General features: G+C 46.0%; 18 protein-coding genes. 13 read left to right on the top strand and 5 right to left on the bottom strand.

From position 1 onward, the window contains the following. Positions 1 to 41 precede the first annotated feature (41 nt). The 7 genes from A5320_RS14320 (at position 42) to A5320_RS14350 (ending at position 6,520) form a co-directional block, all read left to right on the top strand. Complete coding sequence (locus tag A5320_RS14320; protein WP_068066023.1) at positions 42 to 587, top strand: YggT family protein; 546 nt, start codon at positions 42 to 44, stop codon at positions 585 to 587. Positions 588 to 597: 10 nt separating this feature from the next. After that, positions 598 to 906, top strand: a complete 309-nt coding sequence (locus tag A5320_RS14325) for a DUF167 family protein (RefSeq protein ID WP_068066026.1) — start codon at positions 598 to 600, stop codon at positions 904 to 906. Next, positions 903 to 1,382, top strand: coding sequence for a DUF4426 domain-containing protein (locus A5320_RS14330; RefSeq protein WP_068066028.1), 480 nt, complete (start codon positions 903 to 905; stop codon positions 1,380 to 1,382). Before A5320_RS14325 ends, A5320_RS14330 begins: the two co-directional genes overlap by 4 nt. A 90-nt stretch (positions 1,383 to 1,472) precedes the next feature. Next, positions 1,473 to 2,072, top strand: a complete 600-nt coding sequence (rdgB, locus tag A5320_RS14335; RefSeq protein WP_068066031.1) for an RdgB/HAM1 family non-canonical purine NTP pyrophosphatase — start codon at positions 1,473 to 1,475, stop codon at positions 2,070 to 2,072. Between the two features lie 3 nt (positions 2,073 to 2,075). Next, positions 2,076 to 3,251, top strand: coding sequence for a radical SAM family heme chaperone HemW (hemW, locus tag A5320_RS14340; RefSeq protein ID WP_231916738.1), 1,176 nt, complete (start codon positions 2,076 to 2,078; stop codon positions 3,249 to 3,251). 122 nt (positions 3,252 to 3,373) lie between these two features. Continuing rightward, positions 3,374 to 5,224 carry a DUF885 domain-containing protein gene (locus A5320_RS14345; protein ID WP_068066034.1) on the top strand — a complete coding sequence of 617 codons (1,851 nt, stop codon included), beginning with the start codon at positions 3,374 to 3,376 and terminating at the stop codon, positions 5,222 to 5,224. Between the two features lie 372 nt (positions 5,225 to 5,596). Beyond that, on the top strand, positions 5,597 to 6,520 hold the full coding sequence (locus A5320_RS14350) for a LysR family transcriptional regulator (RefSeq protein ID WP_068066042.1): 924 nt from the start codon (positions 5,597 to 5,599) through the stop codon (positions 6,518 to 6,520). On the opposite strand, the gene A5320_RS14355 is transcribed toward A5320_RS14350, so the two are convergent. Further along, positions 6,483 to 8,033: an amidohydrolase gene (locus tag A5320_RS14355; RefSeq protein ID WP_197490123.1), complete on the bottom strand. Its 1,551-nt coding sequence runs from the start codon at positions 8,031 to 8,033 to the stop codon at positions 6,483 to 6,485. The genes A5320_RS14350 and A5320_RS14355 overlap by 38 nt on opposite strands. A gap of 1,038 nt (positions 8,034 to 9,071) precedes the next feature. Between A5320_RS14355 and A5320_RS14365 the strand changes: the two genes are divergently transcribed. Next, the gene (locus A5320_RS14365) at positions 9,072 to 13,493 is read left to right on the top strand and encodes a CHASE domain-containing protein (protein WP_068066049.1); all 4,422 of its coding nucleotides are present in this window, start codon (positions 9,072 to 9,074) and stop codon (positions 13,491 to 13,493) included. A gap of 60 nt (positions 13,494 to 13,553) precedes the next feature. On the opposite strand, the gene A5320_RS14370 is transcribed toward A5320_RS14365, so the two are convergent. Together A5320_RS14370 and A5320_RS14375 are read right to left on the bottom strand one after the other, a co-directional pair. Beyond that, positions 13,554 to 15,047, bottom strand: coding sequence for a PAS domain-containing sensor histidine kinase (locus tag A5320_RS14370; RefSeq protein WP_068066050.1), 1,494 nt, complete (start codon positions 15,045 to 15,047; stop codon positions 13,554 to 13,556). Further along, a complete protein-coding gene (locus A5320_RS14375) occupies positions 15,044 to 15,859 on the bottom strand; it encodes an alpha/beta fold hydrolase (protein ID WP_068066051.1) in 816 nt (271 codons plus the stop codon). The genes A5320_RS14370 and A5320_RS14375 overlap by 4 nt, the downstream gene beginning before the upstream one ends. Positions 15,860 to 16,215: 356 nt before the next feature. On the opposite strand from A5320_RS14375, the gene A5320_RS14380 reads away from it, so the two are divergent. The 4 genes from A5320_RS14380 to A5320_RS14395 are packed head-to-tail and all read left to right on the top strand — an operon-like array spanning position 16,216 to position 23,958. Next, the gene (locus A5320_RS14380; RefSeq protein ID WP_068066052.1) at positions 16,216 to 19,101 is read left to right on the top strand and encodes a response regulator; all 2,886 of its coding nucleotides are present in this window, start codon (positions 16,216 to 16,218) and stop codon (positions 19,099 to 19,101) included. 18 nt (positions 19,102 to 19,119) lie between these two features. Then, entirely contained in the window at positions 19,120 to 19,527 is a 408-nt protein-coding gene (locus A5320_RS14385; protein ID WP_068066055.1) for a response regulator, read from the top strand. Positions 19,528 to 19,530: 3 nt separating this feature from the next. Then, the gene (locus A5320_RS14390) at positions 19,531 to 22,281 is read left to right on the top strand and encodes a PAS domain-containing protein (protein WP_068066057.1); all 2,751 of its coding nucleotides are present in this window, start codon (positions 19,531 to 19,533) and stop codon (positions 22,279 to 22,281) included. Between the two features lie 39 nt (positions 22,282 to 22,320). After that, positions 22,321 to 23,958: a diguanylate cyclase gene (locus A5320_RS14395; RefSeq protein ID WP_068066060.1), complete on the top strand. Its 1,638-nt coding sequence runs from the start codon at positions 22,321 to 22,323 to the stop codon at positions 23,956 to 23,958. Between the two features lie 401 nt (positions 23,959 to 24,359). On the opposite strand, the gene A5320_RS14400 is transcribed toward A5320_RS14395, so the two are convergent. Continuing rightward, complete coding sequence (locus A5320_RS14400) at positions 24,360 to 25,142, bottom strand: SDR family oxidoreductase (protein ID WP_068066063.1); 783 nt, start codon at positions 25,140 to 25,142, stop codon at positions 24,360 to 24,362. After that, the gene (locus A5320_RS14405; RefSeq protein ID WP_068066066.1) at positions 25,139 to 25,468 is read right to left on the bottom strand and encodes a nuclear transport factor 2 family protein; all 330 of its coding nucleotides are present in this window, start codon (positions 25,466 to 25,468) and stop codon (positions 25,139 to 25,141) included. The genes A5320_RS14400 and A5320_RS14405 overlap by 4 nt, the downstream gene beginning before the upstream one ends. Before the next feature lie 98 nt (positions 25,469 to 25,566). On the opposite strand from A5320_RS14405, the gene A5320_RS14410 reads away from it, so the two are divergent. Next, entirely contained in the window at positions 25,567 to 26,478 is a 912-nt protein-coding gene (locus A5320_RS14410) for a LysR family transcriptional regulator (RefSeq protein ID WP_068066068.1), read from the top strand. Positions 26,479 to 26,483 lie beyond the last annotated feature (5 nt).

Here is a 26,483-nt window from a genome sequence, read left to right on the forward strand (position 1 = left end):
AAGCGTGCTGATGTTTTCTTTTAATGCAGGATCCTGATGTTATGAACGAAGCGTTTTTCTTTTTAATTGACACCGTGTTCACCCTGGTTTTAATGGTTGTAATGCTGCGATTGTGGCTGCAACTGGTGCGGGCTGATTTCTACAATCCGCTCAGCCAGTTTGTGGTGAAAGCCACCAATCCACTGATTATCCCGATGCGCCGATTTATTCCGAGTATGGGGCCGGTTGATACCGCGTCTTTGGTGCTGGCATTGTTGATTGCAGCAGCAAAAGTAGTCACCATCCAGTTGTTGCTTGCCGGACAAATTAACCTGGGTGCAACTGTGCTTGGCGCTGTGGTGCTCTTGGTAAAAGAGGCATTCAGCCTGTTGTTTTGGGTCATTGTGATCCGCGCCATTATGAGTTGGTTCAGCCAAGGGCGAAACCCGATGGAACATCTGCTGCATCAACTGACCGAACCATTGCTGAGCCCAATCCGTAAAATCATCCCGCCGATGGGTGGATTGGACTTATCGGTACTGGTGTTATTGGTTGGCCTGCAATTTTTACAAATTCTGGTGCAAAACCTGGTATCCGGCCTGTTTTGAGCAACTTGTGTTGAATACGTCACAGTATCTCGGCGCTGATTTGCTGCTGGCACTTTATGTCCAACCCAAAGCCAGCCGGGATCAGGTGATGGGTTTACATGGTGCTGAAATTAAACTGGCAATCACCGCGCCGCCAGTGGATGGCAAAGCTAATGCTCATGTCCGCAAATTGTTAGCTAAACTGTTTCAGGTCAGTCAAAGCCAAGTAAGCTTACACAAAGGCGAATTAAGCCGGCATAAACAAGTGCTGATTAAAGCGCCTTTTGTGATACCGGCAGAATTCGTTGATTTTGTTCAGAAAAAGGAAAATGAATCATGAAATCAAGCAGTTTTTCACTCGATAAATGGTTCGGGCAATTGCTCGGAGCACAGATCCGTCTCACCCTACTGTTGCTTTCAGTGGGTTTGTTAAGCGCAGGCCAGGCCAGCGCCGAGCAAAAAACGCAGTTAGGCCCCTGGGATGTACATTATATTGCGATGCCATCGACATTAATTGATCCGGCCATTGCTAAAGCTTATCAGTTGGAACGCACCAAATTTCAGGGGTTAGTGAATATTTCGGTCTTGAAAACTGCCGATCTGTCGGCGCAGCAAGTCAGTATCGAAGGTGTGGCCAAAAATCTGCTGGGCCAACAAAAAGAGCTGGTCTTCCGTGAAGTTGTTGAAGGTAAGGCCATCTATTATCTGGCGCAGCTGCCCTATCGCAATGAAGAGCGTTTTACCTTCACGTTGCAAATCAAGCAAGGTGACGTCAGCCAGCAACTGCAATTTACCCATACGTTTTACGTCGATTAATCGCAAGGAGCCAGAGTTAGCGGCTCCCGCTTTCACCCTGCTGAATGCCATTGCGCATCAAAAATTAAGCCTCTGATGGCGAAGGTACCCATGACTCAAAAAATTGTACTTGCCACCGGCAATCCGGGAAAAGTAACCGAACTTGCCGCCATGTTGGCGCCCTGGGGCTGTGAAATTATTCCACAAACCAGTCTTGGCGTCAGTGACGCAGACGAAACCGGCCTGACTTTTATTGAAAATGCCATTCTCAAAGCCCGCCATGCGGCGGCCATCACCGGACTGCCAGCCATTGCCGACGATTCGGGGCTGGCGGTGGATGCACTTGGTGGCGCCCCCGGCATCTATTCCGCCCGTTTTGCCGGTGCGAATGCGACAGACGCTGACAACATCAAACTGTTACTGGAAAAAATGGCTGATGTACCCGCAGGCGAACGTCAGGCGCAATTTCATTGTGTGCTGGTTTACTTACGCCATGCCAACGACCCAACGCCGTTGATCAGCCACGGCATCTGGACCGGTGAAATAGCCTTCGAAGTCAAAGGCCAGCATGGTTTTGGTTATGATCCGATTTTCTGGTTACCAGACTTGGGTATGATGTCGGCGGAACTGGAAAAAGCGCAAAAGGCGCTGATTAGTCATCGTGGTAAAGCGTTGTCACTGTTACAACAACAATGGCAGCATAAGGCTTAAATAATGCTTCAAACGATGCTACAAACAAGGCTTCAGTTGCCACCGCTGTCGTTATACATCCACATTCCCTGGTGTATCCAAAAATGTCCTTATTGCGATTTTAACTCCCATGCGGTGAAACAAGGTATTCCGGAACAGGAATATATCGCACATTTATTGGCCGATTTAGACCTCGATCTTGAATACGTGCAAGGCCGTACGCTGCACAGCATTTTTATCGGCGGCGGCACGCCCAGTGTATTTAGCGCTGAAGGTATTGCCGCTATTTTAAGCGGTGTGCAACGCAGAATTCCGTTTGCCGATGATATCGAAATCACCATGGAAGCCAACCCAGGCACGGTCGAAGCCGATCGATTTGCTGGCTACGTGAAAGCTGGCGTCAGCCGTTTCTCCATTGGTGTACAGAGTTTTCAAAACGATAAACTGACCAGGCTTGGTCGTATTCATCAGGGCGATGAAGCCAACCACGCCGCACAACTTGCGACGGCATTACTTACCAACAGCCCGTTAAAAAGTTTTAACCTCGATTTAATGCACGGCCTGCCGGAGCAAAGTATCGACGATGCGCTGAGCGATTTACAGCAAGCCATTGCCCTGCAGCCGCCGCATTTATCCTGGTATCAGCTGACGATTGAACCCAATACCGCTTTTGCCTCAAAGCCGCCGCTCCTGCCGGAAGATGATATTTTGTGGGATATTCAGGAACAAGGTCACGCCTTGTTAACGGCGGCCGGTTATCAACAGTACGAAACTTCAGCATATGCCAAAACCGGTTTTCAGTGCCGGCACAATCTGAATTACTGGCGCTTTGGTGATTATTTAGGCATTGGCTGTGGTGCACATGGCAAAATTACCCTGCCTGAGCAAGGCCACATTGTCCGCACGTTGAAAGTGAAACATCCCAAGGGTTATATGGATTTAAGTAAGCCATATCTGGATAGCGCGATGCCTGTGCCGGCTGACGAATTACCCTTTGAATATTTTATGAATCGCTTCCGGCTGCTAGAACCTTGCAGCATTGCTGAATTTACCGCATATACCGGGCTGCCTGCCGCAACAGTCGAGCCAATCCTTGTCAAAGCGATGCAATTAGGATTAGTTATCCAACCAGATCAGCACTATCAAATTTCGCCACATGGCGTGCGATATCTGAATGATCTCTTGCAGATGTTTTTATAAGCTTTGCAGCGAAAGCAGCAACATGATAAACAACTGGCTATGGCGGTATTATCGTAACCGTTGCCGCATCAACACCACAATCAGCTGAATTACAACAAAACGCAGCACATCTCGAGGTAACAATGAAATTAACCAAATCGACGCTGGCCCTGGCCGTCACTTTAGCCTTGCTCGGTGCCTGTTCGCCGGCCGAAAAAGCCAGCACTGCCAGCACCGAAGCTGCAACACCTGCAGCGACTGCAACGGTCCAGAACGAAAACGAAAAAATCAGCGCTTTTTTTGAAAAAGCTTTTATGGATCAAGTCGAATTAAGCCCAACGTCGCTCACCTATTTAGGCATTAAAAAAGACTACGACAAATGGGAGCCAATGACTGACGAACAAGCGGCGAAAACGCTTGAGCTGACCAAACAGCAGTTAGAGCAACTAAAAAGCTTTAATATCGAAGCGTTGGACGAACAATCAAAACTGAGTTATCAGCTGTTTAAGCAACAAGCTGAACAACAAATCGCAGACGATAAATGGCGTTTATACAACTACCCGGTCAATCAGATGTACGGCACCCACTCGATGGTCGCTTCGTTACTGATTAACCAGCACCAAATTGCCGACGAATCCGATGCCAAAGCCTATATCGCGCGGTTAAACGGCGTACAGACGTTGTTTCAACAGTTGATGACGCAGCTGGATAAACGGGTTGAACTTGGCATCATTCCACCAAAATTCGTGTTCCCTCACGTCATTGGCGCCAGTCAGAACTTGATCAAAGGCGCGCCATTCACGGAAGGCGCTGACAGTACGCTGCTCGAAGATTTCCGAGGTAAAGTCAACAAGTTAACTATTGACGATGCCGCCAAACAGATGCTGATCAAAGAAGCCGAAGTGGCGTTGGTCAGTAGCGTTAAACCAGCCTACGAGCAATTGATTAGCTACCTGACCACACTTGAAACCAAAGCCGGTACCGATGATGGCGTATGGCGCTTTAAAGATGGCGCTGAGTTCTACAACAATGCCTTAGCCCGTACCACCACCACCACCATGACCGCTGATCAAATTCACGATTTGGGTCTGTCTGAAGTAGCGCGTATCCATCAGGAAATGCAGGCCATCATGCACAAAGTTGGCTTTAAAGGTGATTTACAAGCCTTTTTCAGCTTTATGCGTGACGATGCCCAGTTCTATTACCCGGACACTGCCGAAGGTAAAGCCGCTTATTTAGCCGAAGCGACCCGCGTCATCGACGAGATGAAAGGCAAACTGGATTCGTTGTTTTTGGTCAAGCCTAAAGCCGACATGATTGTCAAAGCGGTCGAACCGTTTCGCGAGCAATCAGCTGGCAAAGCTTTCTACGAGCAGCCATCAATGGACGGCAAACGCCCTGGTGTGTATTACGCCAATCTGTTCCGAATGAAAGGCATGCCGAAATATGAGCTGGAAGCGCTGGCGTTCCATGAAGGTATTCCGGGCCACCATATGCAAATCGCCATCGCCCAGGAACTGGAGAACGTGCCGAAGTTCCGTAAATTTGGTGGTTACACCGCTTACGTCGAAGGCTGGGGTTTGTACACTGAAATGTTGCCAAAAGAAATCGGCATGTATCAGGACCCCTACTCCGATTTTGGCCGCTTAGCGATGGAACTGTGGCGCGCCTGCCGCTTAGTGGTCGATACCGGTATTCACGCGAAAAAGTGGACCCGCGAAGAGGCCATTACCTATTTAGCAACCAACACACCAAACGCCAAATCTGAAGTCGACAACGCGATTGAACGGTATATCGTGATGCCATCTCAAGCTACGGCTTACAAAATTGGTATGATCAAGATTGTTGAGCTGCGCGAAAAAGCCAAAACCGCACTTGGCGACAAATTTGATATCCGTGCTTTCCACGATGTCGTTCTGAAAAATGGCGCAGTGCCGCTGGATGTACTGGAAACGCTGGTTGATCAGTATATTGCGAGCAATAAAGCCGCTTAATACTGGTAATTGGTAAATGGTTTTGATGCAAACGCCGCTTTTTAGCGGCGTTTTATTTGGCTGATGCAAAAGGTGGGAAGGTGTAAGCACCACTTCGACGAATTGAGGCTTTGTGCCAAAAGCGGAAATTCACCGAGATTCGATTAAATCGGCGCTTTTCCTTGAAAGCGGACGTTGCTGAATATATCGAAGTCGGCAACTTAGAAATTCTCAGTCATTATAATGTTTACGATTCCATAAACATTTTTTACTTCTCTTGTTTTAATTGCAAACTAACAGTCTGTAACAATATGAAACCGCTAGTTATTTGAATGACATCTTCACTGTGGGCCGCGTTATAATCATTAAAAAGCCGTTATCAAGGTTGAGGCTATGCAATCGTTAAGTACTATTACGCTCCATTACCTTCAGGCTTTTGTGCTAAGTGCCGAGTTAGGGTCTATTTCTGCTGCGGCAAGAGCATTGGGTAAACGACAATCGCAACTAAGTGGCTGGATCCAGGATTTGGAAGCAGAGCTTAATTTGGAGTTGTTTACTCGTAGTGGTAACAGCCTGCAGTTAAGTCCTGATGGCCATACTTTATTACCGTTGGCACAGCATGCGTTGGCACAATCAAACCGCTTGCAAGCTGCAGCTCATGCGTTACAGCAACATCAGCAACTGGTGCTTGTAGTTGGGGTTGCGCCCCATATTCCACAGCAACTGTTAACTGATGCAATTGTCAGTTTTATGCAAGAGCAGCCTCAGATTCAGATGCGCATTAATACACATAGTGAAGAAGTCTTAACTCAAGGCTTGATCGAAGGAATATTTGATGTGGTGCTGTTGCACGAAAGTATCGAATTGCATAACAGCCGGTACGACTATTGCCGCGTCGGTTACTATGATGAAGTATTCGTTGTACGGTCGAGCCATCCGCTTGCCGGAAAGCCAAGTGTTGGGGTCGAAGAGTTAGCGCCATTTCGAGAATTAATTTGGACGGAGCATTATCAACAGTCTGCCGAGGAAAGTGGTTACAGTGGGCATTCTAGCCAGATTGCTGACTTTGGCACGCTCAAAGGTGTGCTATTAAAAACGGATTGCGTTGCCTTATTACCAACCTTGATGGTGGCATCTGGCATTCATCAAGGTCAATTGGCGTTGTTGCGGGTAAATAATGAGTTATCGACCATTCGCCGTCGTCTGGAATTGCGCTGGCCTCTGGGAAGCCAGCACAAAACTTTAATCAGCTGTTGGTTGCGGCTGGTCTGTCAAACGCTTAATAATCCGGACTCTGATACACCACCTTACCGTTGAGCATGGTCAATAAGAACTTCGCCTGGCGAATTTTAGCCGGTTTAGCCCGACTGATATCCTGATCAATCACCACCAGATCGGCAGCTTTACCGACAGTCAGTGATCCAGTTTGTTCAGCGAGACCTAAAGCTTTTGCAGCATTAATGGTATAGGCCGCAATAGCTGTATCCACATCAGGGAAAGCCTGACCTTTTAACTCCAGTGCGTTGGCGATACTGATCAGCGGATTTAGCTCATTGACGTTCCAATCGCTACTCAGAGTTAAATTTGCGCCGGCAGCAAGAAACGCCCGAACTGGCATTAAATGCGCTGCGCGTTCATGGCCTAACCATGGTTCCGCCCAATGGTGATCAGCATGCAAAGTACCTTCATTACCAATTTGCATATCAGCATCAACTGATAATTGTTTAAATCGGCCGAAATCTTCGACTTGCACCAATTCGAGATGTGTTAAGCCATATAATTGCGCCGAACCTTCTTGACGGGCAAATGCAACTGCATCAAGTGCATTTCGCGTTCCACCATCACCTATGGCATGAATATGCGCGCCGTAACCAATTTTATCGAGTTCCACCAACCACCACTTCATTTGATCTGGCGCTATATAATCCAACCCTGTCGGGAGGTCAGGATTAATGGTTTGGCGATATGGCTGCAGTAATCGAGCGGTGCCGTTATGTAATAAACCATCGCTGTAAAGCTTAACCTGATTGATCACCAGCAACCGGTTTGGATCCGGTTGATAAACTTTGCGGAAGAACTCCAGCTGCGGCGCTGCAGGATCGGCGGGGTAAATCCATGGCCGAATGCTCACGCGCGCAGTTAATTTCTTTTGCCGTTCAAGTTGTTGCCAGGTATCCAGCCAGCCACGTTTCCAATACAGCCGACCATCACCCACAGTTGTGATTCCGTTTTCAGCTAATTGGCGAAGTCCGTTGAGCAGCCCGCACTTGTGCGCATTTTGCAAATCAGGTTGTTGATTCCAGGCGATCTCAAACAAGCGATCTCCGGCATTATCCAGCAGAATTCCGCTGAGACTGCCATCGGTTTCACGTAAAATGCGGCCACCTTGGGGATCGGCAGATTTATCATTCAATCCGGCAAGCTGCAATGCCTTGCTATTGACCCACATGGAGTGAGAGGTTTGCTCCATAATGACAACTGGATTACTCGGGAACAGGCGATCGAGCATTTCTAGTGGTGATTCATCTGTCAGGGAAAGCAACGTTGCCAGCTCATGGCCATAGCCCATTAACCATTCATCTGACTCTGGGACCAATTCGCGCTTGCATTGAATCAGTTCTTGCTCATAACCACGGATATTACGAGCATCAGACAAATCACAATCTCCGCCAATTTCAGCGTCTGCCTCAAAGACATGGTTGTGGTTATCAATAAACCCAGGACCGATAAACGCCCCTTCTAAATCTTGCCAGTTACTCAAATTTGGATACTGTTTTTGCGCAGTCTCTGCATTACCTATAAAGGCAATACGGCCATCTTTGATCACCATTGTGTCTGCTGCTTGATGTTGATAAATAACAGCGTTCGTTAGGACAATTGCCGATTTATCGACTTTAGCTGTGGTATTTACTGCATCTTCATCAGCGCCTGCTGGCTTACAGCTGAATAGAAATGCGCTTGCAATGAGCATAGACAAGTGACTTAACTTCATTTTTGTGGTTCTCAATGTGATTAAACTTTCATCATCTTAGCAAGAAAAATAGACTGTGAAAGTTAGTCACTATCAGGAATAGATGATAGCAAACGACCTATTGATATTTCGATTTACTTAATTAAAGTCACTCGCTGAATCAATTTGTTAACTTTTTGAATTTTGCTAAAGGCCACTGAGTTGATAAGGGAAATCCAGAAAGTGTTGTCGATATTGAAAGCTTCAAAACTTGCTCCAAGTCTTTGTGCCACCCAATAAATTGTCTGAAGTCGAAGGAAATCTTCCGCTAAAACGGGCTTGATATTCAAACTCTAAAAGCTTGCAAAAGTAACATGTCCGCAACTAAGGCAAATACAGATTCGTTGTTTCGAGAGCACCTGATCTGAACAGCCGTTTTTCGCTCATAGCGTTGACCGGTTCTGTGCCAAAAGCCGAAATTCACCGAGATTCGATTAAATCGGCGCATTTCACTGTAAGCGGACTATTCAGACAAATAACAAACAGCTACTCACAAAAATTTCGAGGGTTCACTGCAGTCGCAAATTGTTAAAAACGCATGCATCATTCAAATGGCGTTTCAAGAGGTTGCGCGTTTTGAAGATAATGGCGGGATCAAATCCGTTTACCACTGTACCAAGCAGGAAAGAGTTAAGTTCGGTAAAGCGCAGTAAAGTATCGCATCTTGATGCTAAAGGTTTTTACAAATGAGGCTGAAATTATCCATTACAATTCTGATAACGCGAATTACGAAGAATTAACTCTCCCGAATTTTGCGAATATATTCAAAAACTAGTAAGGTTTGAACATAGCAATTTTATAAGTCTTTACTTTTAGGGTATTGCAGCGGCGTATGATGATAAATACAAGGAGTATGTATTGGAAAAGCAGCTAAAAGTATTTTTGAAGTACCGATGGTCTTTGCTGGTTTTTCTAATAGGCATCATGCTCAGTGTTTTGTTGGGATATCAAACGTATCAAAATAATTCGACGCGTATTCACGAGACAATGCAAGAGTCGCTTGACCAAGCCTCAGACAGCATCTTAACCAAAGTAAAGCTTTATCAGTATGGTTTACGCGGCGCCCGTGGAGCAGTTTTAACCGCTGGTGAGCATAGTATAAATCGAGCACTGTTTTATCGTTATAGTTTAACCCGAGATGTTGATCTGGAGTTCCCAGGGGCGCGCGGTTTTGGTTTTATCCGTCGTGTGCCTGCCAGCGAAAAGGAGCAGTTTTTAGCAAAAGCACGTGCCGATGGCTGGCCTCAGTTTAATATCAGAGAATTGGCGCCGAACTCAAACGAGCGGTACGTGATCCAATACATTGAGCCTGTAGAACGGAATACAGCTGCTGTGGGTTTAGATATAGCTTCAGAGCACAATAGATTCTTTGCGGCAAAATCAGCCATGCTTAGTGGCGAGGTCAGGTTAACCGGACCCATTACACTGGTGCAGGCGTCAGGTTTACCACAACAGTCTTTTTTAATGTTGATGCCCTTGTACCGTAGCGTCAAAACACCTGAGACAGAGACAGAAAGGGAGCAACAGGCCTTTGGTTGGAGTTACGCTCCACTGATCATGGCCGAGGTATTGGCTCATGTCAGATTAGATGCCGGCAAATTTATCCTTAGCCTGGATGATGTCACTGAATCAGAAACTCCAATTCGTTTTTTTAGTAATGGTTCCGAAGCCGCGGGCTTATATCCTATCAACACAGTGCAGACTATTTATGGTCGCAGCTGGCGTTTTAACATGGCGGCACAGCCTGCATTTATTCAAAGCATGCATTTGCAATCGCCTGTAAAGCTTAGTTTGTTTGGTGCTATTGCCTCTTTGCTTCTGGGACTGCTGACTGGCTTAATCGAGACTAATCGAAGAAATAAAGAACGATTGTTTGCACAGCAAGCCAAACTGGTTTCGTTAGTGGAGAGCTCAGCCGATGGCATTATTTCTTGCACCCTCGATGGCAAAATTTTAAGTTGGAACAAAGGCGCAGAAACTCTGTTCGGTTACTCCAGTGCCGAAGCAGTAAACACAGAGCTACAAAATTTGATTGCGCAGCCTTTGCTGACTGACGAACTCTCGGCCAGATTGCACGATGTTGCGCAAGGTAAATCAATCACTAATTACGATACAGTCCATAAAACCAAAGGCGGTTCACTGATTGATGTATCTATCACTTTATCTCCAATATACGCTGAAAACGGCAAGGTCGTTGCGGCATCAAAAACAGTACGGGATATTTCAGCACAAAAATTAGCCGAAGCTAAAGTGCGCGAATTAAACAGCAATTTAGAAGCCAAAGTAGCTCAACGAACAGCGGAGATCGCCAGTCTCAATGTATTGTTCAAAAACGTACTAGCCTCAGCATCCGACTTCGCCATCGTAGCCACAGATATCCGGGGAACTATCCAGTTATTTAATGGGGGGGCTGAGCTTTTGTTGGGCTATAGCGCTGATGAGATGATTGGTAAAACAACGCCGCTGCGCTTCCATTCTGTAGAAGAGCTGACACTTCGTCTCTATGCGGTTGAAGAGAAGCATTCGCTCTTATCTCAGCCGGACTTTCAAAACCTGATTAAGTTTTCTGAGCATCACGAGGGCTCCATGGAATGGTGCTACTTGAACAAGGAAGGAAGACAGATAGATGTCAATCTGGTGATCACGACAATACGTGATGATGAACATCGGCCGGTTGGTTATCTCTTTATTGCTACCGATATTACTCTGCAAAAACAAAAACAAACTGAACTGATAGCCACACAGCAACAGCTGCTCAGTCAAACAGAACAGCTGACGCTCGCTTATAAAGTTGCAGAACTAGGCATTTGGGAATGGCGGTTGCTTGATAATTCCTTGGTATGGAATGACAAAATGTTCGAATTATACGAACAGCCTACTGCGTTAAATCACAACGGCTTGAATTACTCGCATTGGGAGTCCAGAGTGCATCCTGATGATCGCAATGCAACAGCTTCTCTACTGCAGGATGCGGTTGCTGGTATCCGCGAATACACGCCAATTTTTCGCCTACAGTTGCCTTGCGGTAAAACTCGTTATATCCAAGGTGCTGCTTATGTTCAGCGTGATGCTCAAGGCGGAGCCATCCGCGTGGTGGGTATCAATCGGGACATTACCGCTGAACGTGAACTTGAGCTGCAATTGCGAGAGTCTAAACATTTAGCAGAAGCGGCAAATAGCGCCAAGTCGATGTTCTTAGCCAATATGAGTCATGAAATCCGCACACCGATGAATGCGGTTTTGGGGATGTTGCAGCTGATGAAATCAACGGAACTTTCGATTCAGCAACACGACTACACCAGTAAAGCGCAGATCGCAGCCAAATCATTACTGAATTTAATCAATGATATTCTTGATTACTCCAAGATTGAGGCAGGTAAACTTGAGCTGGAGCAGCAACCATTTAACACCGAAGCATTGTTGAGGGAACTTGATGTGGTGTTATCCCCCAGTCTAGGTAAAAAAAATATTGAGCTGCTGTTCGATATTGACAGTGCTTTACCCGCGGCAGTCGAAGGCGATAGGCTGAGATTACAGCAAGTATTGGTCAACCTAGCCAGCAATGCGATTAAGTTCACAACTGACGGTGAAGTGGTTCTTCAATTAACGCTACTGCAATTACAAGACAAAAAAACACGGATCCGTTTTAGTGTTCGTGACACTGGTATTGGTATTAGCCCATCTCAGCAGCAACGTATTTTTGAAGGTTTTACTCAAGCCGAAGCCTCAACAACCCGTCAGTATGGCGGCACCGGTCTTGGGCTGGTGATCAGCAAGTGTCTTGTTGAGTTGATGGGGGGAGAGTTGCAGTTGCAAAGTGAGCCAGGCAAAGGCAGTTGTTTTTGGTTTGACCTTGAGTTTAATGTTGCCACAGAAATGAAGGCAGAGCGCCCCGTTACTATAGGTTCTGATACTAGGGTGTTGATTGTGGATGATAATCCAACTGCTTTGGAGATCCTGCAAAAAACAGTAGAGCAACTCGGTGCGAGTGTCATGCTGGCGCGTTCTGGTGAAGAAGCGTTGGCCTGTGTTGAGCACTGCTTTGCTACAAATCAAGCACTGCATGTGGTGTTGATGGATTATCGCATGCCTGGCATGAATGGCTTGGAAGTGGCTCAGCGTATCAGAGCAAAATTCGCAGCAAGCGATTTGCCAGTGATGATTATGGTCAGTGCTTTTGGCCGTGACGAAATTATCAAAGCGCAAACTACAGAAGTTGTTCCTTACGCGGCTTATCTGACGAAGCCAGTTACACCACTACAAGTCGGATTGGTTATTGAGCGCTCTATTTCCGGAGATATATTAAAGCCATCTTTGAAAGTGCAACCGCAACTAAGCACCGCGCCTTTGCATGGTCTGCATTTATTGCTGGTGGAAGACAACGAATTTAATCGTGTGGTTGCTTCTGAACTGCTGGAAAACGAAGGTGCAGTGGTGTCTATGGCCATTGGTGGGCAGGAAGGCATTAATGCAGTAATGAAAGGAGATATCAGTTACGACCTGGTATTGATGGATGTGCAGATGCCTGTCGTTGATGGCTTAGCAGCCACACGACAAATCCGTGCTGATGCTCGTTTTGCATCACTGCCTATTATTGCGATGACAGCGAATGTTTATACATCCGATCAGGAAGACTGCCTGAAGGCAGGCATGAACGGGCATTTAGCCAAGCCTTTTGATTTAGATAAAGTTATTGAAACTATTTTATTTTTTACCAACAAGTCAGTTGATAAAGATACTCATATACCCATGTTAACCGATGAGTTGAACGAGCCTTCGGGGCTCCTCGCAATGCGCCCGTCTGGTAAAGCTGATGGTTATGTTGCTGGTCATGCAGATGGCGGCCTTGTTGAAACGACAAGCCAGAAAGTGCATGACGAAACGACTTACCTTGCTGAGATTGAACTGCAGGAGATTCATATTAATAGGAAAAATCTTGAAGTGCTGCTCAAGCCTTTTGGCGGGAAAGAGGCGTTTTATCGACGCTTAATCCAAGTGTTCGAACAAAACTTTGCCAGCCAATTACTGAGCCTACAGGAAAAAATTAAACAAAGCGATCATCAGGAAGTTCTGGCAATTCTGCATGCCATCAGGGGGACGTCTGGTACTATTGGACTTGCAACCTTGTATAAAGTGATTTGTCATCTTGAAACTAAGTGCAAGCAAGAAATTGACCGTTCAGAATCGGACCTCATCCAGCTTTATTCAGGTCTTATCGACCGGTTAAATTTTGTCGCGCAGCAAGAATTGTCTGATATCCATCAGTTATTAGCAAAGTAACAAGTCTCATCAGATGAGATTTTAAAAATTGCCTTACTTGTATTTTTATTGAGCAACTGGCTACGTCAAGCTTCGCTTGACACGAAACCAAAAAATAGCACCGCCGTCTGGTCTTGCTTTGTAGCCAATGTCGCCTCCCATCGCTTCAACTAAACTTTTACTAATGGCTAAACCCAAACCGGAACCGTCAAACTGGCGATTGGTAGCGCTGTCTTGTTGGCTAAATTGGGTGAATAAATAAGGTAAGAATTCAGGTTTTACGCCAGGCCCTTGGTCTTCGATTGCAATAGTGACAAATAAGTTTTCTATCGTTGCGACAACGTTCACCTGTGAGTCTGGCGGTGAGAACTTTATAGCGTTCGAAAGCAAATTTGACATGACTTGCATAAATCGTTGTGGATCAACGGTAATACTAATTGGCTGGCATAGAGGTTTTAGGTCAAGTTGAATTTTTTTATCTGCTAAGTAATAGCGATGTTCTGCAACCGCATCCTCGAGCATTGGTTGTAGTTGTGCCGCTTGCAGTTCGATTGACATTTTTGTGGTTTTAAGTTTTGAAAAATCCAACACATCGGTAATTAAGTGCTTCAGTCGGTTGGCATTATTAAGTGTGATATCAATAAGCTTCTTGGCTTTTAGCGGGATATCGCCAAATTTACCTGAATGCAGCAGATGAAGACTTCCAAGAATTGCGGTGAGCGGCGTGCGAAGTTCATGGCTAATGTTGGCGATAAAATCATTCTGTAATTTTTCGTACTGTTTCCGTTGGCTAATATCCGTTAGCAGAACGATATATTTTATATCATCGACGAGAAGCGTTTGATCAAGTTGTCTGATCTGTAGTTGCACATCAATTCTCTCACCGCTGCTGCGGCAAATCAGCGTTTCATACGTCTCTGCCACAAAGTTGTCGGGAAGATTTTTTTGCGTAGCATCCTGTTCTGGAATTTTCGTTTTCGTGAAGTATGCCGAAAAAGTGTCGTCGGTAAAAAAGCTGAGTACATGAGCATCCATCAAGCGAGCATGTGTCTGCGCCAGTAAAATTTCCGCCCCCGCATTAGCAAAGCGTATACATCCAGTTTCTGATACAGCAAGGATTGCGATATCCTTTGCGCCGTCCAACACCGAGCGTAAGAAATACCGGCTAGATTCAGCATCTTTAGCCAAGGCTTGCAGTTGATTTTTTGTTTTTAACAATTCTTGTTCAAAATTGGCGCGTTGCTCTGCGGGTAAAATCACCCAGCGGTAACACGCTTGTTGTTCAAAACGGCCTTCCTGAATATTTAGCAAAACGGGTAATGGCGTATTTGATTTTCGTTTTATTTTTAGGTAAAACTCTTTGATCACCCCCTCTTTACGCAACATTGGCCACAGATGTGTTTGTAGTAGAATATTTGCAGCAGGTGGGAATAATTCTTCAATACGGTTAACTTGCGCTTTTTTTCCAATGTAAAAGTCGTTTAATGCAAATTTATTGATAAAAATTATTTGCCCACATAGATCAGTGACGATGACCGGGCATGGCAAGGCGTCAAGTTCGAGGGAGGCGGTCAATTCTGAAGCTCAGGCTGGATAAACTGACGAATTGCATCAATCACTAACGGTGGATTGGTCATATGTGCAGCATGGCCAGTGACATTGAGCACCTGCAACTGACTATTTTTTATTTGTTGATTAACAAACTTACCTACAGCTATAGGTGCCAGCGCATCTTCAGCGTGTTGTAAAATAAGACTTGGTACCTGCAGCTTCGCGAAATCCGCTCTGTTATCGGCAAAGAAAGTTGCTTTAGCAAAATTCCGGCTGACAATTGGATCGGTTGAACAAAAGCTGTCTGAAAGCTGACCCGAAATGGCAGGATCGTTCCCGGTGCCTGCGACCACGGGTCCAAGATAACTTGCCCACCCCAGATAATTCTGATCCATCAGTTCAAGCAAACCTTCCAAATCATCTTTGTCAAACCCACCAAAATAATCAGGTGGTATATTCAGAAAACAGGGGGATGGGCCGAGTAATACCATTTTCCGAAACAGGCCTGGTCTGGCATTTGCCGCTAACACTCCGATACTGCAACTGACAGAATGCCCGATGAAAATCACATTCTCTTTCAGTTCTAAAGCATCACAGATTTCAAGAATATCCTTAGCATATCCATCAAGCGTTGCATATCGCTCAAAATTGTAGTTATCAATGTCAGACTGACCACTGCCGACAAAATCGAATAACACCTGGCGAGCTTGCTGGTTAAATGCGGGAGTGATTGCACTCCACATCGCCTGGCTACAGCCAAAGCCATGGGCATACATTAGGACTGGTCGGTCTTTTGTGCCATTGATATGTACGTTGTTACGCTGCAAAATATTCATCGCAGAATCCGCCTTTTGGTTAACCCACACAGTAGAAATTAATTTAGCTTGATTTGAAATTTAAACCCGCTAATGTAGGAAAATTCTGAATCAATTAAGCTTGCCGAAACTATATCGCTTTTAGCTGATATAAGGTAATGGTTAACAGCTAAAAATATGCATTTTTATTCGATGCTATTTTATCAAGTTTATGCACCCAAAAGTGGTTCAGGTTAGAACAAGGTTGGAGATTAGAATTTATAGCTGATTTCACTGAGTGTGTACCTGAAAAACCACAACTGTGCTTTAATCATATTTAACTTTTTAAGTATAAAAAGTTAAATTCAGCGCTAGCTTAGAACGGAGAGTCGTGGTCCATGGATGTATTTCGTTTTCGTTCCCCCCAATTTTGGACTGTACTCATTTGTTTGTTGTTTGCCATGATGATTGCGCTGGCGGCAATAGTAACGAATGTGTTACGTAATGATCAATTTGAAAGCCGATTTGACAACAACCATTATAAAGACCTTCGCGCTATGGAGCGGGTTCAAACCGAGTTAACTCAGCAGGCGTTACTAACCGCCCACCTTGTCAAAGAAAATCAAAACTTCGTTCAGTTGTTAGTAGATGCAGCCCAAGCCCGGAAGAATGGAGGCGCCGAAGACGCACTGTTGCCAATCCGCACGCAACTGCATCAAATTGCTCATCCCTATTGGACATACTTACAACAACGTGGCGTCAAGCAGCTGCATTTTCACTTAGCACCAAATGCGTTTACACTTTATCGTGCACATCGTCCTGATTTTCATAGTGATATTCTGGCAGAAGTTCGTCCTTTAGTAATGGATGTGTTTCATTCGGCACAACCGAATAGTGGACTAGAAGTGGGTCGTAATGGTCTTGGATTGAGAGCTGTGGTGCCATTGATTGTATCTGGCGAGGTAATAGCAGCCGTCGAAGTTGGGTATGGATTGACGGGTATCTTAACGTTGAATCAGGGTGAGCAGTTACCGACTGTTAACTACTCGGCTGGTGTTGCGTTTATTTTTAACAAAACAGTGCTTGAGGTTCTTGATGGAAAAGTTCGTGACCAGTTTATAGTCAACAGCGATGCTGCTTGGGTCACCGATCAAGATTTTTTAAACCAAACAAAAATTCTTTCGCAAATCCCGGAAAAAATCGATAAACCAACGTTTTTGTTCATCAAAAGTGACTCAAAACAATTATTACTGACTTTGATGCCTTGGTACCAATTTGGCTCAACTGCCCTAAATGCCGATGTTGTCCTTGCCAGTTGGCAAGATGTCACGCAGATGTACCAGGAGAAAACTCAGACTGATTTGATGATTAATCTCATTTGGTTTATCACGCTGGTCGTCGGCGTTCTCTTGGTCTACTTCATCAGTAAAAAGCTGCAAGAAAGTACCGCTGCGACCATGGCTGAGCAGCAAAAAGACTTGTTGTGGTCACAGCAGAAACTGAATGCTTTGTTTGAATTGTCACCTGACTCAATTTTATTAAACCGACTTTCGGATGGTGTCTATCTGGATGCGAATCCGGCTATGACTGAATTAACAGGGTATACCTTTGATGAGCTAAAGCAGCTTAGTTACTTTGACCTGACGCCGCAAATATATGAACAGCAAGAAAAAGAGCAGCTTCGCCAACTCAACGAAACGGGACGATATGGGCCTTTTCGCAAGCAATACCGGCATAAAAATGGTGAACTAATCGATATCGAATTACGGGGCGTGAAATTTATCAGTCCGTCCGGTGAGCCAATGATTTGGTCCATCATTACCGATCGACGTGAAAATATGAAATTGGAACGGTTGAAAACAGACTTTATTTCAACAGTTAGTCATGAACTACGCACCCCTTTAACCTCAGTGAACGGCTCTTTAGATTTACTACTCAGTGGTGCTGCTGGCGAATTGCCACCCAAAGCACAAAAACTGCTTGGTATCGCTGTTAAAAACAATAAACGATTGATTGCGTTGGTGAATGATTTGCTAGATATGGAAAAACTTTCCCAAGGCAAACTTGCGTTTAAGCCGGAGTTTGTTAGCAGTCAAGCGTTAATGCAAAACGCGATAGAGAACAATTTCCCCTTCGCCGAGCTGTATAAAGTCAGCTTGCGGTTAGGGAAAATACAGGATGTCCGTCTCTACATCGACGCAGACCGCATCCAGCAAGTGCTGGCGAATCTGATTTCTAATGCTGCGAAATTTTCACCTGCGGATTCAGATGTGCTCATTCATAGTCAATTAAAACCGCATGTTATTCGAATCGCCGTCACCGACCAAGGTCGCGGTTTAACGGCTGAACAAATTTCGAAATTATTTGAACGCTTTTCGCAATTGGATAATTCCAGCAACAAGGAGCAACCGGGTTCAGGCCTAGGGCTTGCCATCAGCCGTGAAATCATGGTGCAAAGCGGTGGACAAATTGGCGTTGAATCGGAGCCAGGCGTAGGCAGCACCTTCTGGATTGAATTGCCATTGGCGGAAAAACCGGTTTTACCAGTGCAGAAAAAGCGCATTTTGGTGGTTGAGGATGATGCTGATACCGCTTTTACTCTCAAAGAATTACTGCAAGCCAGTGGTTATGATGCTGATGTTGCCCATGAAGTGAAGCAAGCGTGGTTGTTATTGCAGCAACGGCAGTACGATTTGGTCACGCTTGATCTCAATTTAAATGGTGAAAGTGGCGGCGAATTCTTTTTAAAATTAAGAGATACAGCAGATTTTTCAAAATTGCCTGTATTAGTTGTATCCGCATTTATCGAGCAAGGCAAATTGCTGCTGAATGCCATTGCGCATACCGTTGATTGGTTAGAGAAACCGGTGAACACGGATTTACTGAGTACAAAAATTGAATACTTGCTATCGCAAAGCGGTACACGACTGACATCAGCCCGGATATTACATGTGGAAGATGATGATGACATCGTATCCATTATGCAAATGCAGCTTGAATGTAAGTTTCATTACCACCACGCCGGCAATTTGGCTGAGGCCAGAGCTAAACTCAGAAGCAACCGCTATGATTTAGTGTTATTAGATATTGGATTACCGGATGGCAATGGTTGGCAGTTGATACCAGATTTACAGTTGTATCATGCCAAAGTCCCGGTCATTGTTTTTTCAGCGCAAGATGTCAGTGTCAATCAAAAAAATCAGGCGACAGCGGTGTTTGGTAAAACTAAAGTGGAGCCATCAGCATTAGTTGAGCAAATTAGTCAGATATTAGGTGTGAAATAACCACAAGCCGGAGTCTTCATGCAGTTAGATAAAGTGTTACATGTCGAAGATGATGAATCCATTAGGATGATTGTCGAAATGGCGTTGGTTGATTTGTCGGGATTTACTTTACTCGCTTGTGAGAATGGTGCTGATGCGGTAGCACAAGTAGAACAGTTTGAGCCGGATTTAATTTTAATGGATGCGATGATGCCAGGTATGGATGGGTTGCAAACACTGGTTAAAATTCGTGAGAATCCGAATTGTCACAACATTCCAGTGGTGTTTATGACCGCTCGTATTCAACAGGCTGAAAAGCAACAATATTTTGATGCCGGCGCCGTTGCGGTTATAGAAAAGCCATTTGAAGCGACGTCGCTTGGAGACGATTTAGAGGCCATTTATCAGCGTTTTATCGCGTCCTCAGTAGCGATTGCTCAGGATTAATAGATGCAAACTCCTGCTTTGCCTTTGAATGAACAAGAACGGTTATCAGCGCTCCAACTCACGGGTTTATTAGATACTGAGCCAGAGCAGCGCTTTGACCGACTAACTCATTTAGCAAAACTGGCATTGGGCACTGAGATTGTGTTGATATCTCTGGTGGATTCTGAGCGGCAGTGGTTTAAATCAAAACAGGGTATCGATGCATGTGAGACGGGGCGGGATATTTCCTTCTGCGGACATGCCATTCTCAACGAGCATATATTTGAAGTACCGGATGCGAGCTTAGATGTCCGCTTTTCGGATAATCCGCTGGTCATCCATGCGCCATTTATTCGCTTTTATGCCGGAGTCCCATTAACGCGAAGTGGGCTGCGGATTGGTACCTTGTGTTTTATCGACTCCACCCCCCGGCTTTTTTCCAGCAAAGAGCGAGAAATTGCGACCGGATTTGCCAAAACAGTAGAGCAGGAAATTGAAGATCGGTTGCAAGAACAGGCTCATCAGCAACTTGCAGCCAGCGAGCAAATGTACCGGTCTGTGCTCGAGGGCACTCGCATTGGCACCTGGCAGTGGAACGTGCAAACGGGTGATACCATTTTTAATCAGCGCTGGGCAGAAATCGTTGGTTATACACTTGAAGAACTAGCTCCTATTTCCATTGAAACCTGGTTGAAGTTGGCTCACCCGGCTGATTTAGACGAATCAGGGCAACTCTTGCAGGCGCACTTTGCGGGCCATAGTCCATTTTATGACTTTAAATGCCGGATGAAACATAAAGACGGGCATTATGTCTGGGTCCACGATCGGGGACGGGTCGTGTCTTGGACCGATGATGGTAAACCTTTGATGATGTATGGCACTCATGCAGACATTACCGAACAAAAGCAGAGTGAAATGGCATTGTTGCAAAGTAGAGATCAATTCAAAACATTGGTCGCTAATATTCCTGGTATTACTTACCGCTGCAAGGCAGACGAGCATTGGACCATGCTTTTTATGAGTGGGCATATTGATTTTATCTCTGGTTATCCGGCAAGTGATTTTATTGATAATGCGGTACGAAGTTATGCCAGCGTTATCCACCCTGATGATTGCTCCTCGGTAGAACAGGAAGTGGCTGAAGCCATCACGAATCAAACGCCTTGGGTTCTTAGGTATCGTATTTTGCACGCCAATGGTTCTGTGCGCTGGGCGGAAGAACGCGGCGCCGCTGAGTTTGATGAGCGCGGGCAAGTGCTTTATCTTGATGGTTTTATTTTGGATGTCAGTAATGAACAAAAATTACAAGAGCAACTGGTTAAACTAACTCAGCAATTGCCCGGTGTAGTTTACCAGTTTCAGTTGTGGCCAGATGGACAAACTGCTTTTCCTTATGCCAGTGCAGGTATCGAACAAATTTATGGTGTAAAGTCGGAAGATGTCAGGACCGATGCCTCAATTGCATTTTCAAAGATTTATCCTGAAGATTTAGCTGCAGTAGCCCAGAGTATTGATGATTCGCGCCAACAGCAAAAAATATGGCAACACGAATATCGGGTATTTAAAAACGATCAAAGTTTAAAGTGGTTATCGGGCAAAGCGACGCCCGAACTTCTACCGGATGGCAGTACTTTATGGCACGGTTATATTGAAGATATCACCCAAAAAAAAGAATATTACCTGCAATTGGAATCACTCAACCAACAATTAAAAGTGGCACAGCAGTGTCTTGATTTAGCAAGCGAACAAGCCAAAATAGGTTATTGGCAGGCCTCACTGAAACACGGTTCGTTATGGTGGTCACCTATGATCTACCAGATCTTTGGTTTTGAATCAGATGAAATTGTGCCGAGCGTTGCTTTATTTAAAAGCACGGTCCATCCGGATGACGTGGCTAAAGTGGAACAAAGCGAGCAGCAAGCAAAGCTAACCGGTATTCATAATGTCGTTCACCGTATTATTCGCCCTGACGGAGAAGTGCGTTGGGTACATGAACTCGCTCAGTTAGTGCCTGAAGATGAAAACCCCGACTTGATGTTGATAGGTTCAGTGCAAGACATCACCGAAAGGATGAAATTGCAGCAAGTCAAAGATGAATTTATCTCGACTGTTAGTCATGAGTTACGCACCCCGCTAACATCCATTTATGGTGCTCTAAATTTGTTGCAGGCAGGCAATTTAGTTCAGCTTCCGCCAAAAGCCGAAAAACTAATTGGAATTGCCAGCAGTAATTGTCAGCAGCTTAGTCGGCTGATCAATGATTTACTTGATATTGAAAAACTTGTCGCCGGTAAAATGTTATTCGAAATGAAACAAGTTTGTATTTCACCGGTACTGAAAAGAGCAATGAACGATCATCAGCCTTATGCTGATCAGCTAAAAATTAGGTTAGTGCTTGATCTTGAACCGCAGCTTGATTGTTACCAACTGCAAGTGGATGAACACCGGCTGATGCAAATCTTAACGAACTTGCTTTCGAATGCGGTCAAGTTTTCCCCCTCTGGTGGTAAAGTGGTGTTGTCTGCCATGCATGTTGGTGATGAAATAGAGATTGCAATTCAGGATCAGGGTCCAGGTATACCCGAAGATTTCCAGCACAAGATTTTTCAGAGATTTTCACAAGCAGATGCCAGCAGCGCCAAAATGAAAGGCGGAACCGGTTTGGGCTTGGCTTTGTGTAAAGAGCTTGTTGAGGCAATGCAGGGGTCTATTGGCTTTCATTCAGGCGCAGGCGCAGGAGCGCGATTCTATTTAAGGCTTCCGATCGCTAAGTAAACTAATGTTCTCTCGCGCAAAATATCAGGAGTACACCTTTTGCCAACGAAGAAAACTCTTGAAGAAATTCAACAGGCAATGGCTTCTCTACAGACAAGCTTTTGGTCAACTTTACGGTTAAAAGCAACCCATTTTTCTGAGATGGTACTGCGACTTGAGCAAGGCGATTTTACTTTAATCCAAGAAATTATTAGCCTGGCACACCAACTGGCAGGGTCTTGTGGCACATTCCAGTTACCGCATTTAGGCTTGCTTGCCCGGCAAATTGAGGTGAATGCTCTAGATTTAAGCCGCCAAACGGCACCTGATCTAATGATTGTGCAAAAGTTGACTGAAGCTATTCGGGTTTTTGTCACAGAGGTTGAAAAGGGTTCTTTAGAGCCTGATTTTGAGTTAAAAAACCAATTTTCGCTTTCAGAATCACGACAGGATGTCTGGCTGTTACTTGAACCTTCAACCTTAAGAGATGAATTAAGCGCCCAACTCCATGCTTTTGGTTTCGAAGTCCGGACTTTTGTCACCTATCAAGAATGTATCATTGAGCTTCGCAAGCGCTCGCCAGCTTTATTGTTTTGTGCTGTGGCTCTGGGTAACGAAGTCTTATTCGCCCAGTATGAATTACTGCAAACGGTAAATGAAAAACAATCCTCGCTGATGGTTTTTTCCACTGAAGACAGTTTTGAACTTCGGATAGAAGCGGTCAGACACAAAGCACAGGGGTGTTTTGTGTCGCCACTTGATATTCCAAGTATGCTGCAACGGATCAGCAAGTTATTTGATGAAAGTACTTATTCGGATAAAAAAGTAAGCATTTTGGATGATGATCTGTTGCTAGCCGAACATTATGGTTGGGTGCTGAAATCGGCTGGATTTGAGGTTCAGGTCATTCGAGATCCTGATGAGGTGATTGCTTCACTGTTAACATTTAAACCAGATGTTTTGTTACTGGACATGCATATGCCAGCATTTTCTGGTGCTGAAATTTCAGGTGTGATTAGACAATATGATTCGCTAAGTAGCCTGCATGTCACATTTTTATCAGCAGAACACGATATTCGCCAGCAGCTACAAGCATTGTCCTTTGGTGCAGACGACTTTATAACCAAACCGATATCTAATGAGAATCTGGTGACCTCAGTTAAGTTAAGGTTGGCACGCAATCGAGAAATTAAATCTTTGATTGAGCGCGACAGCCTAACAGGCTTGGTAAAGCACGGTGCTATTAAGGATGCAGTACTCAGTGAATTTGACCGGATGAGCCGCAGTGGTGAGCATTTCTGCGTCGCAATGGTTGATTTAGACCACTTTAAAAACGTGAATGACAGTTATGGACATGCTACGGGTGACATAGTCATCAGTACCATCGCAACACTGTTACGTAAAAGGCTTCGGCGCAGCGATCGTGCCGGTCGATATGGTGGGGAGGAGTTTTTAGTCGTATTGCCAAAGTGCAGTGCTGCAGATGCAAAATTGCTGCTCGATAGCATTTTAGATTCCTTTAGAGAAATTCACTTTAGCGCTGGCCCACAACATTTTTCATGCACATTTTCTGCTGGTATCGTCTGTAGCTCTGCTAACTATTCAGACGCTGAAGCGATGATGAAAGCTGCAGATGAGGTGCTTTATCAGGCAAAACATCGTGGGCGAAATCAAGTGCAGATATTAGCAGGTCATTAGTATTCAATTTTTTGCAATGCGTCAGTTACGCACGCCGGATAGCTTCCATGCATTGAAGAATGAATTTGCACATGAGACAAAGTTATAGATCAAATTTCCAGAAGTTAAGTCTGCGGTCTAACGTTGTTAGAAAAGGAAGACGACTAATAATGTCCGCCATTAAAGCAAAGCAGAGATTCGTTCTTTCAAGAGCGGCTGATCTCAACAGCTGCAATTCGCTCATACCAGTCATTGGATAAATGATCCTACTTGTAATGCGCAAACGGCTTCGAGCACAGCGTATTTATTGAACGCTGAGGGCCAGGTCTTATTTTTGCCTATTCTAGTTGGACAGCAAAACGCACGACCTGACCCTTTTGGTGCCTGCGCTCAAATAGCCGAAAGCGGTGGTAGGTAAACGGCTACAACGTGGGAACAGTGCCGCCGTCAATCCTATACTCCGCACCAGCGATAGAAGCGGATCGTGGGGATGCCAGAAAAGCGATTAAATCGGCAACCTCATTTGGCTTGGCTGGTCGGCCGACCGGGATGCCGCCCAGCCAATCCATGATCAGTTTCTTGCCCCCCTCGTAGTCTGTTCCGGCCTCGGCAGCCGTCCGCTTTGCGAATTCGACGGAAGCCTCGGTTTCAATCCACCCCGGAGCAACGCTCAGCACCCGAACGCCCTTTGGCGTTACTTCTCTTGCCAACGACTTGCTGTATGTCGTGAGCGCCGCCTTGGCCGCGGCGTAGGCGGTTGTGGATTCGGGCAGTGGCAGCACCCGCTGGATCGAGCTCACGTGGATGATGACACCGGAGCCTTGAGCCAGCATCGATGGCAGAAGTGCGCGATCTAAGCGTACAGCAGGCATCAGGTTTAGCTTTAACTCGGCGAACCAGTGCTCATCGCTAATCGCAGCGAAACCACCACCAGGTGTCTTTGAGCCACCCAGTACATTAATCACGATGTCGACACCGCCCCAATCCTGCAGCATGGTCTCTGCAAAATGACTCACACCTGGTGCCGTCGACAGGTCGGCAGCGACGTAGGTTACCCCCGTTACCGGCTGTTCTGGCAAAGTACGGGCGGATGTTGCCACCCGGGCACCGGCATCCAGCAGCGTTTTCACCACTGCAGCGCCAAGGCCCAGCGTGCCGCCGGTAACGACTGCCCGCAGGCCATTCAGATGAAGGTCGAAGCTCATAATGTGATCTCCAGGCTAACGATAAGGCCGCGTTCAAGGCGGAAGTGCAATTTCAGGTCGATCGGACTTCCAGGAAAAGTGCCGACCGTGTGGCTACAAACGACATGGACACCGTCAACCAGTGCCAACGAAAAGGGATCGTTGGTATAGGTGTACAGCGTCGACGACTCGGTCTTCCACGCCTTAATCGCGTCGCGACCGGTATGAGTCTGGCCGTTATCCTTGACGATACCCTGTGCTGTAAAACAACGAGCGACATCGTCGGGACCTTGAGTGTCCGCCTCGAAATAAGCGGCAATTGGTTCGGGCAGAGTGAAAGCTGACATAGTGAACTCCTTGGTTGGGATGGTTCACAGCATGCGCGCTGGCGTTAGATTAGTGAATACCATAGAATTAGCATGGGCTATGAAGAAAGGAGTGCATAATGCGTGGATCAGACTTTGCTGAGCTCAAGGCCTTTGTCGCAGTCGTCGAGCGTCAAAGTTTTGCCCGGGCGGCAGAACATCTTGGCCTGTCGCCTTCCGCTCTCAGCCAGACTATTCGACAGTTGGAAGGCCGTATCGGCGCCCGTCTGTTAAACCGCACGACTCGCAGTGTTGCACCATCGGCAAGTGGCGAACTGCTCTATATGCGCATAGCGCCTTTGTTTCGGGAGATCACAGATGCTGTCGCACAAGTCAGTGAGGCAACAGGACAGATCAGCGGCACACTTCGCATCAACACGCTGGGGATCGCTGCGAGAACTGTCATTGCGCCAAGGCTTGCGAAGTTTCGTCAAGTATACCCAGAGGTGGTGCTCGACATCGTCGTCGACGACGCACTAGCCGATATAGTCGCTGGCCGCTTTGATGCGGGCATCCGCGTCGGTGGCAAGCTGGAAAAAGACATGGTTGCCGTGCGTCTGACGCCAGATCTCAAGATGGTTGCTGTCGCATCCCCGGACTACCTCGCTCGCCGCGGAACACCGAAGACGCCTGACGAGTTACATCATCATGCATGCATTAATTGGCGGCTCCAAATGGACGGCAGTTACTACCGCTGGGAGTTTAATAAACAAGGACAACGACTGGAAATCGCGGTGGAAGGCTCAGTCGTGACCAATCATGCTGACATCGGGGTTGCCGCGGCGGTCAGCGGACTTGGCATCGCCTATCACTTTGAACGAGACGGCGTGGCTGAACTGTTGGCGCAAGGCAAGCTAGTCCAGGTTCTTGCGGACTGGACAATTTCTCGTCCGGGACTCTTCCTCTACTATCCAAGCCGACAACATCGACCGGCCGTGCTCGGTGCGTTTATCGACTGTCTATTGGATCGAAAACCGTTCGATTTGCTTTAGACACT

Source organism: Rheinheimera sp. SA_1 (assembly GCF_001669775.1).
GTDB lineage: Bacteria > Pseudomonadota > Gammaproteobacteria > Enterobacterales > Alteromonadaceae > Pararheinheimera.